Consider the following 8157-nt stretch of genomic DNA (forward strand, 5'->3'; position numbering starts at 1 on the left):
TCTTCGCGTTGATCGCGTTCTCTGCGTGCACCTTAACCGTCCGATAACTGATTTTCCTAACGACCCCTTGGGTTGTGTTCCCGTAGAAGGGCACGCGCAGGGGCTGGAAAATGTCGGTTGTCTCAACGAACAGCGTCAAGCCGGAGGACCGGCAGCTGTCGATCAAGGAAGTGTTGCACGCGATCAGGATGGGGGCCATTCAGTGGCTCGTCCTGAGTGCCGCGCTGCTGGTGCTCGCGATCACGCTTGGCACCGGCTATCTCGCGCTGCAGTTTCGCGAACGCACGCTGGAGACGTCCGAACGCGAGCTCAACAACACCGCGCTGCTGCTGTCGCGGCATTTCGACCAGCAGCTCAGCGATCTCCAGCACGTCCACGACGACATCGTGAATTATCTGCGCTCGGAGCAGGTCGACACCGCCGACCAGTTCGAAAAGAACATGTCGCTCTTGAGCGCGCACGAGATGCTTCGCACCCGGCTCGCGGCGCTGCCGCATGTCGGTGGGCTCAATCTGTTCAGCGCCAAGGGATGGCTGATCAACTCGTCCGAGATGTGGCCGGTGCCCGATATCAGCATTGCGGACCGGCGCTACTTCCAGGAGTTCACCTCGGGACGGCCGACCTCGCCGGTGATCGTCGAGCCCGCGATGAGCAAGGTGACCGGCAACTGGACCACGATCTTTGCGCGCAAGATCACCGGGCGCAACGGCGAGATCATCGGCTTTGCGAGCCGCGGCGTCGAGCCCAGCCATTTCGAGGATTTCGTGGCCTCGCTGGCGCTGAACGGCGACACCGTGATCTCGATGATCCATCGCGACGGCACCATCATCGCGCGCTATCCGCAGGATGCCGGTGTGGTCGGCCGCAACATTAGCGACCAGTCGCTGTTCCGGAAGGTCATCGGCCTGGGCGGCAATACATCGGGCCGGTTCGTCGGTGCCGCCGGCGAGGAGAATGTCGGCGCGGTCAGATCGCTGTCGCACTTTCCGATCATGATTCTTGCCACCACCAGGACCTCCAGCGCGCTGGAGGACTGGCGGGCCCAGACCAAGCTGCAGTTCTGCGCCGCGGTGCTGATTGTCGTCATGACGATCTTCCTGATCGTCCGTCAGTTGCAGCGGCAGCACGACGCGGCGCAGCGGCGGCTGTCCGAGCAGAGTCAGCACCTCGACACCGCGATCAACACCATGACGCAGGGGCTGCTGCTGTTCGATGCCTCGGCGCGGCTCGTGATCTGCAACCAGCAATACATCGACATGTTCGACTTATCGCCCGATATCGTGAGGCCCGGGTGCCATCTGCGCGACCTGATCGTGCATCGCCAGGCGATCGGATCATTCGTCGGCGACGTCGATGAATATTGCGCCCGCTTCACCAATCCCAGGGGTGACGAGATCCGGGACTCCGTGATCATGACGCCTGACGGCCGCAGCATCCGTCTGATCTACAAGCGGGCGCCGGACGGCGGCTGGGCCACCACGCTCGAGGATGTCACCGACGGGCGGCGCGCGCAGGCGCGGATCGAGTATCTCGCGCATTACGATGCCCTGACCAATCTGCCGAACCGGACGCTGTTCCAGCGCCATGCCGAAGAGTTGTTGCGCGAGACCACGGTGCGTGAATTCGCGATCCACTACATCGACATCGATGAGTTCAAGCGGATCAACGACACGCTGGGCCATCTGATCGGCGACGAATTCTTGCGGCGCGTGGCCGAGAAGCTGCGCCAGTCGGTCGGATTGAACGACTTCATCGCACGCCTCGGCGGCGATGAGTTCGCGATCGTCCAGCATGACATCGCCTCGGACGACGACGTCAGCGATCTGGTGGCGCGCGTCTATCAGTCGCTGCGCACGCCGTTCGACTGCCTCGGCCATTGGCTGTCGAGCGATGCCAGCATCGGGATTGCGATCGCGCCACGTCACGGCTCCGACCTGTTCGGCCTGCTGAAATGCGCCGACCTCGCCATGTACGCGGCGAAGGCCGCCGGCCGCAGGACTTATCGCTTCTTCGATCCGGCGATGGAGAAGCAGGCCAATTTGCGCCGCGCGCTGGAATCCGATCTGCGCACTGCGCTGGCCGAGGGCGGCTTCGAACTGCACTACCAGCCGCTGGTCGACCTGCGCAGCGACGAGGTGACCGGCTGCGAGGCGCTGCTGCGCTGGCGCCATCCCGTGCGCGGCATGATCTCGCCGGCGGAGTTCATACCGCTTGCCGAGGAGACCGGGCTGATCGAGGAGATCGGGCAGTGGGTGTTGCGCACCGCCTGCATCGAGGCGGCAGCCTGGCCGGCGCATGTGCGCCTCGCGGTCAACGTGTCGCCGATCCAGTTCAAGTCGGAGACGCTGGCGCTCAAGGTTGCGAGCGCGCTGGCCGAGAGCGGGCTCGACCCGCGCCGGCTCGAGCTCGAGATCACCGAGGCGGTGCTGATCGCCGATGACGATGCGGCGCTGGTCACGCTCGGCCAGCTCCGCGCGCTCGGCGTCCACATCGCGCTCGACGATTTCGGCACCGGCTACTCGTCGCTGCAATATCTGCAGCGCTTCCCGTTCGACAAGATCAAGATCGACCGCAGCTTCGTCAAGGAAGTCACCCGCAACTCAGGCTCGGCTTCGATCATCCGCGCGGTGGTCTCGATCGCCGCCGACCGCAACATGATCACCACCGCCGAGGGCGTCGAGACCGATCAGCAGCGCGACACCGTGCAGATGCTCGGCTGCACGCAGATGCAGGGTTATCTGTTCAGCAAGCCGGTTCCCGCGCAGGACGTCCGGACGCTGCTCGCGGCCGAAGGGGTCGAGGACGCCGCCTGAGCGCGCTGCCCGTCGCAGGTCTTCCGCAGAAAAGTTCCTAAAAATCGACCTGCCGACGCGCCGGACGCGGAACCGAACCCGTGGAACCGCGTTCCATTGCGGGGCTCGACCGGCAGGCAATCAATGAAAAGCGCAATAGCGTCCACGGCCATGCTGCTGTTTACCTCGTGCATGGCGAACGCGGAAAGTGGCCTTGCGTCCTATTATCATGGCATCGGCAGAAGCGGCGAGATGACCTGCGCGCATCGCAGGCGGCCGTTCGGCACTATGATCACCGTGTCCTATCACGGGAAATCGATCCGCTGCCGGGTCAACGACCGCGGCCCGTTCATTCACGGACGGATCATCGACGTCTCGACCACCGCGGCCCGCGCGCTCGGCATCCTGCAGCTCGGAGTCGCGCATGTCGTGATCGAGTAGCGCACGCTGGACGTTAGGTCAGGGCTTGGAGGCGGTCGCCCGCTGCTCGGCGATCGCCTTGCGGAGCGTGCGCGACAGCGCCTCCACCGAATAGGGCTTCTGGATCAGTTCGAAGCCGCTATGCGCGTTTTCAGCGAGCACGTTGCTGTAGCCGCTGGTCAGCACCACCGGCAGGCCGGGAAAGCGATCGCGGATGACGCCGGCGAGCTCGACGCCGTTCATGCCGGGCATGATCACGTCGGAGAACACGAGGTCGGCGGCGAACTCGTTCTCGGTGAGGATCGACAGCGCGGCGTTGGCATTCGCCGCGCGCTTGACCGAATAGCCGAGGTCCTCGAGCAGCTCGGTGGAAAACTGGCCGACATCGTCGTTGTCCTCGACCACGAGGACGCGATAGCCGCGGCCGATCGAGGCCTGCTCGGTGCCCGCGCTGGTCGCGACCTTGGCGTCGACCGGGCGCATCGCCTGCGGCAGATAGATCGTGAAGGTCGCGCCTTGCCCGGGCGTAGAGGTGACTTCGATGTCGCCGTCGGATTGCTTGACGAAGCCGAAGGCCTGGCTCAGTCCGAGGCCCGTTCCCTTGCCGACCTCCTTGGTCGTGAAGAACGGTTCGAAGATCGCGTCGAGGTTTTCCGGTGAGATGCCAGTACCGGTATCCTGGATCGAGACCGTGACGAAATCGCCGCTGCGCGAGGCCTGCGCGCGCAGGGCAGGGATGTGCTTGACCTTCCTGACGCCGATCGTCAGCTGGCCTTCGCCGTTCATGGCATCGCGGCCGTTGACCGCAAGATTGATCATCGCGGTCTCGAACTGGCCGATATCGGCGATCGCAAAACAGTCGGGATCCTCGATCCTGACCTCGATGTGGATCCGGGCGCCGACCAGCGGGCGGATCAGCTGCGTCACGCTATCGACCTGGGTCCCGACATTGAACACTTCGGGATTGAGCGGTTGCCGGCGCGCGAACGCCAACAGCTGCGCGGTCAGCTTGGAGGCGCGCTCGACGGTCTCGGCGATCGCGTCGATGTAGCGGCGGCGGCGCTCGTCCGGCAGCTCGCGGCGGCGCAGGAAGTCGGTCGCGGAGCGGATGATGGTGAGCAGATTGTTGAAGTCGTGCGCGACGCCGCCGGTGAGCTGGCCGACCGCTTCCATCTTCTGCGATTGCCGCAGGGCTTCCTCGCCGCGGCGCCGCTCGGTGATGTCGACAGCCTCGGGCACGGCGCCGACGATCGTGCCGTGCTGGTCCTGCAGCGGCCGCATCGCGAAATCGAAATAGCGCTCGCCGATCGGGAGCTGCAGCTGCAACTCGATCTTGACCTCTTCGCCGCGCATCGCGGTCGCGAAGGCATTCTGGATCACGCGCGGCACGCCAACGGTCGCAGTGAACCACGGCGTGTCCCAGAACGGCTTGCCGACGACGTCAGTGGCCTCGGCGCGGATACCGGCGAGCGCAGTCTGGTTGGTGTAGAGCAGGCCGCCATCGCGGTTGAGCAGCATCTGATATTGATGGCTGGTTTCCAGGATCGCGCGCGTCTGCGCCTCGCGGGACTCGAGCTGGGCGGTGCGCTCCAGGATGCGCCGCTCCAGCGATTCATTGAGCTTGCGCAGCTCGATCTCGGCTTCCTTGGCGGCGGTGATGTCGTGGGCGACGCCGATGAAGCCGATATGCTTGCCGTTCGGGTCCCAGCGCGGCTGCGACTCCGAGCGCAGCCAGCGCCAGTCGCCCTTGGCGTTCCGGTAGCGCGCCTCGAGCACGAACGGCTTGAGCGATAATTCGCCGGTGATCTGCTCCTGCAGGATCTGCGGCAGGTCGTCCGGATGCAGCGCCTTGCGCCAGTCGAACACGATCGCTTCCTCGAACGGCAGTCCGAGGAAGTCGAGATAGGCCTGGTTGGCGAAGGAGCGGGTGCGGTCGAGCTTGGTCACCCAGATCGGCACCGGCGCGCTGTCGGCGATCAGGCGGAAGCGTTCCTCGCTCTCGCGCAGGGTTTCCTGCGCCAGCATCTGATCGGTGACGTCGAGATCGGCGCCGACCAACCGCAGCGCTCGGCCGCTACGGTCGCGCTCGATCTTGGCGACGACGCGGATCCAGCGGCTCTCGCCGTCGTTCGGGCGGATGATACGGTACTCGGCCGTGTAATCCTCGCCGCCGGCCTTGAGCACTTCGAACAGGTGCTTGATCGTGCGTTCGCGATCGTCGGGGTGGATGCGCGCGACCCAATTCTCATAGGTCTCGTTGACCTCTTCGGGCGGCAGGCCGTGCACCAGCAGATATTCGGGGGAGCGGCGGTTGCGCACGCCGTCGCGGAAATCGATCTCGAGCCCGCCGACCCTTGCAATGCGCTGGATCCGCGCCAGCTCGGCCTCGCGCTCCTGAAGCTCGCGATGCGCGCGATCGCGTTCGCGCGCGATTTCCTCGAGGTGCTGCCGCAGCCGTTCGGCTGCCGCAGCTTCGGGAAGCACATCAGAGGGATCGGGTGGGGTCATTCGCGCCGGCAACCTCTAGGCGCAGTCTCACACAGGACGAGGCAGCTTTGCCAGCGTGATTTACGGCGGTCACTTGCTTCCGTCATTCCGGGACGATGCAATCCACTCGCTCTTCACCTGCGCATCACTTGTTCTTGGGCGGACGGCAATTATAGGCCCTGCGGAACCCGGCGGCCTGCGCATCCTCTTCGGAGCAGAACCAGCGATCCGGATTGCCGAGGCCCGGGTAACTGCGGCACGCCTGCAGATGATAGATGCCGATATTGCCGGTGACGCGGGCGCGCACCGCGTACTTGCCCTTGATGTTGCAGCTCGCCGGCATCGGCAGGTCGGCGGGGAAGAGTGCGTCGCGGATCTGGGTGTCGCGGTTGGCCGGGCAGGCATTGCCGAGCAGGGCACCGTCCTTTCTGTCGGTACGAAAATCGCGCGGCGCCACGAAGCAGCCTTTCCACAGCCCCGCGCGGTTGTCCTTGGCCGTGGCTTCATCCGGCTTGAATCGGCCAGTGGCCGACCCTTCAAGATTGAGAGCGTAGCCCTTCTGTACCAGCACCTGGCTCAGGCTGGTCGGATCGCCCTCGATCTTGCAGACGCCGAGGCGGCGCTTCTTGAAGCTCGGATCGAGGCCGATATCGTCGCAATGAACAGGCTTGCCGTCGATCAGCTTGGTCAGCTGGTCGCGCGCTTCCATTCCGCAGGACCAGACGTCGGCATGCTCGTCGATGCAGAGCTGGTCGACCGCCGGCGCGTCGATGCCGTCGAGCCGGTAGGTCGTGTTGCCGAGCTGAACGGTGCCGGCGTCCTTGATGACCGCAGTGACCGCGGGGCCGGCCGTCGCAGACGGGACGGGGCTTGCGGACAGGCATGTCAGGAGAAGCGTCGTGATGACCGGATTTCGAAACCGCATTTTCTCACTTCAGATATTTGGCGGGCAACCGGACTTCTAGCACAGGCCGGTACGATCCAACCAAGGACTGTTCGCGAACGGTGCGTGCGCGCCGTCACATCCTGGCCGGCTTTCCGCGACGTAGAACGGAGGTCCATTGTCATTGAAGGGATGCTGACATGGCCGAGTTCATCATCAGCGTCATCGTCGACGTCGTAACCGACATCTGGACCCTGCAATGTCTCGCGCGCTGGCGGCGCAAGAAGCAGGCCGCCGAAGTGGCGGCACCCGGTCAAAGATCCGATTGACTTGAAGAGAACAAAAGAGGAACATGACGCATCACCTCAATCCCGGATACGTCATGATGTCTGCGCGGCCCGAATCTGACGACGATGACGGGCTGGAAGCGGCTGTCGATCAGGCCATTTCCGCCTGCGGCGGGAATCTGCGCGCGACGATCCGGGCGCTGATCGTGGCCAATGAATTCCTGGAGAATGAGGTCAGCGAGCTGATGAAAGCCGTCGCCAAGGCCCATTCGCGCGGCCGCTTCAAGACCTATTCGGGCTGAAGTTCGCCTCGGGCTACCGCCAAGGACCGGCCAAGCGCCGGCAGGGATCGCATTAGACCGTTGCCTCCGGGGTAATTTGCTGTACCAACGGAGTGGTTACGCCCGTGCCGGATTGCGCGGGGAGGAAATCCTGCCGAAGCCCAATTCCTAAGAAGCCCAAGCAAGAAGAGCATGTTCAAACGAATCCTGATCGCCAACCGCGGCGAGATCGCCTGCCGGGTCATCAAGACTGCGCGCCGTATGGGGATTGAGACGGTTGCCGTCTACTCCGAGGCCGACCGCGACGCGCTGCATGTCGAGATGGCGGATGATGCGGTGCTGATCGGCCCGCCCGCCGCGGCCGAGAGCTATCTGTTGATCGACAAGATCGTCGAGGCCTGCCGCAAGACCGGCGCGCAGGCCGTGCATCCCGGCTACGGCTTCCTGTCCGAGCGCGAAGCGTTTCCGCGCGCGCTGGAAGCCGCCGGCATCGTCTTCATCGGCCCGAACCCCGGCGCCATCGCCGCGATGGGCGACAAGATCGAATCCAAGAAGGCAGCTGCGAAGGCCAAGGTCTCGACCGTGCCCGGCCATCTCGGCGTCATCGAGGACGACAAGCACGCGGTCCAGATCGCCGATGAGATCGGCTATCCCGTGATGATCAAGGCCTCCGCCGGCGGCGGCGGCAAGGGCATGCGCATCGCGCATTCGAAGGCGGAGGTCGCCGAAGGCTTCAACCTCGCCAAGGCCGAGGCGAAATCGTCGTTCGGTGACGACCGCGTCTTCATCGAGAAATTCATCGTCGATCCCCGGCACATCGAGATCCAGGTGCTCGGCGACAAGCATGGCAACGTGATCTATCTCGGCGAGCGCGAGTGCTCGATCCAGCGCCGCAACCAGAAGGTCATCGAGGAGGCGCCGTCGCCGCTGCTCGACGAGCAGACCCGCCGCAAGATGGGCGAGCAGGCCGTCGCGCTGGCCAAGGCAGTGAACTACGATTCGGCGGG

The 8157-nt window shown here is 64.6% G+C and carries 7 protein-coding genes; 5 read left to right on the plus strand and 2 right to left on the minus strand.

The genetic code is table 11. The features are described 5' to 3' along the window. Positions 1-110 precede the first annotated feature (110 nt). Together AKN84_RS09795 and AKN84_RS09800 are read left to right on the plus strand one after the other, a co-directional pair. Entirely contained in the window at positions 111-2813 is a 2703-nt protein-coding gene (locus AKN84_RS09795; RefSeq protein WP_128970587.1) for a bifunctional diguanylate cyclase/phosphodiesterase, read from the plus strand. Between the two features lie 123 nt (positions 2814-2936). Beyond that, positions 2937-3233: a septal ring lytic transglycosylase RlpA family protein gene (locus AKN84_RS09800; RefSeq protein WP_244485001.1), complete on the plus strand. Its 297-nt coding sequence runs from the start codon at positions 2937-2939 to the stop codon at positions 3231-3233. 18 nt (positions 3234-3251) lie between these two features. Here AKN84_RS09800 and AKN84_RS09805 read toward each other — a convergent pair whose 3' ends face one another. Then, entirely contained in the window at positions 3252-5720 is a 2469-nt protein-coding gene (locus AKN84_RS09805; protein ID WP_050420506.1) for a PAS domain-containing hybrid sensor histidine kinase/response regulator, read from the minus strand. 124 nt (positions 5721-5844) lie between these two features. Further along, positions 5845-6624: a thermonuclease family protein gene (locus AKN84_RS09810; RefSeq protein WP_050420507.1), complete on the minus strand. Its 780-nt coding sequence runs from the start codon at positions 6622-6624 to the stop codon at positions 5845-5847. Positions 6625-6782: 158 nt separating this feature from the next. Between AKN84_RS09810 and AKN84_RS49920 the strand changes: the two genes are divergently transcribed. The 3 genes from AKN84_RS49920 to AKN84_RS09820 form a co-directional block, all read left to right on the plus strand. Further along, complete coding sequence (locus AKN84_RS49920) at positions 6783-6911, plus strand: hypothetical protein (RefSeq protein WP_283805496.1); 129 nt, start codon at positions 6783-6785, stop codon at positions 6909-6911. Positions 6912-6964: 53 nt separating this feature from the next. Next, positions 6965-7171 (plus strand): hypothetical protein, encoded by a 207-nt coding sequence (locus AKN84_RS09815; protein WP_016840474.1) that lies wholly within the window; start codon positions 6965-6967, stop codon positions 7169-7171. A gap of 171 nt (positions 7172-7342) precedes the next feature. Then, positions 7343-8157: ATP-binding protein (locus tag AKN84_RS09820; protein ID WP_128970589.1), on the plus strand; the 815-nt coding region annotated here is incomplete at its 3' end.

The organism is Bradyrhizobium tropiciagri (assembly GCF_001189845.1).
Lineage (GTDB): Bacteria > Pseudomonadota > Alphaproteobacteria > Rhizobiales > Xanthobacteraceae > Bradyrhizobium > Bradyrhizobium tropiciagri.

Bases quoted from the DNA above. Each gene is read 5' to 3' on its own strand.
- AKN84_RS09795 (WP_128970587.1), top strand. From the start codon at position 111: ATGTCGGTTGTCTCAACGAACAGCGTCAAGCCGGAGGACCGGCAGCTG.
- AKN84_RS09800 (WP_244485001.1), top strand. From the start codon at position 2,937: ATGAAAAGCGCAATAGCGTCCACGGCCATGCTGCTGTTTACCTCGTGC.
- AKN84_RS09805 (WP_050420506.1), bottom strand. From the start codon at position 5,720: ATGACCCCACCCGATCCCTCTGATGTGCTTCCCGAAGCTGCGGCAGCC.
- AKN84_RS09810 (WP_050420507.1), bottom strand. From the start codon at position 6,624: ATGCGGTTTCGAAATCCGGTCATCACGACGCTTCTCCTGACATGCCTG.
- AKN84_RS49920 (WP_283805496.1), top strand. From the start codon at position 6,783: ATGGCCGAGTTCATCATCAGCGTCATCGTCGACGTCGTAACCGACATC.
- AKN84_RS09815 (WP_016840474.1), top strand. From the start codon at position 6,965: ATGATGTCTGCGCGGCCCGAATCTGACGACGATGACGGGCTGGAAGCG.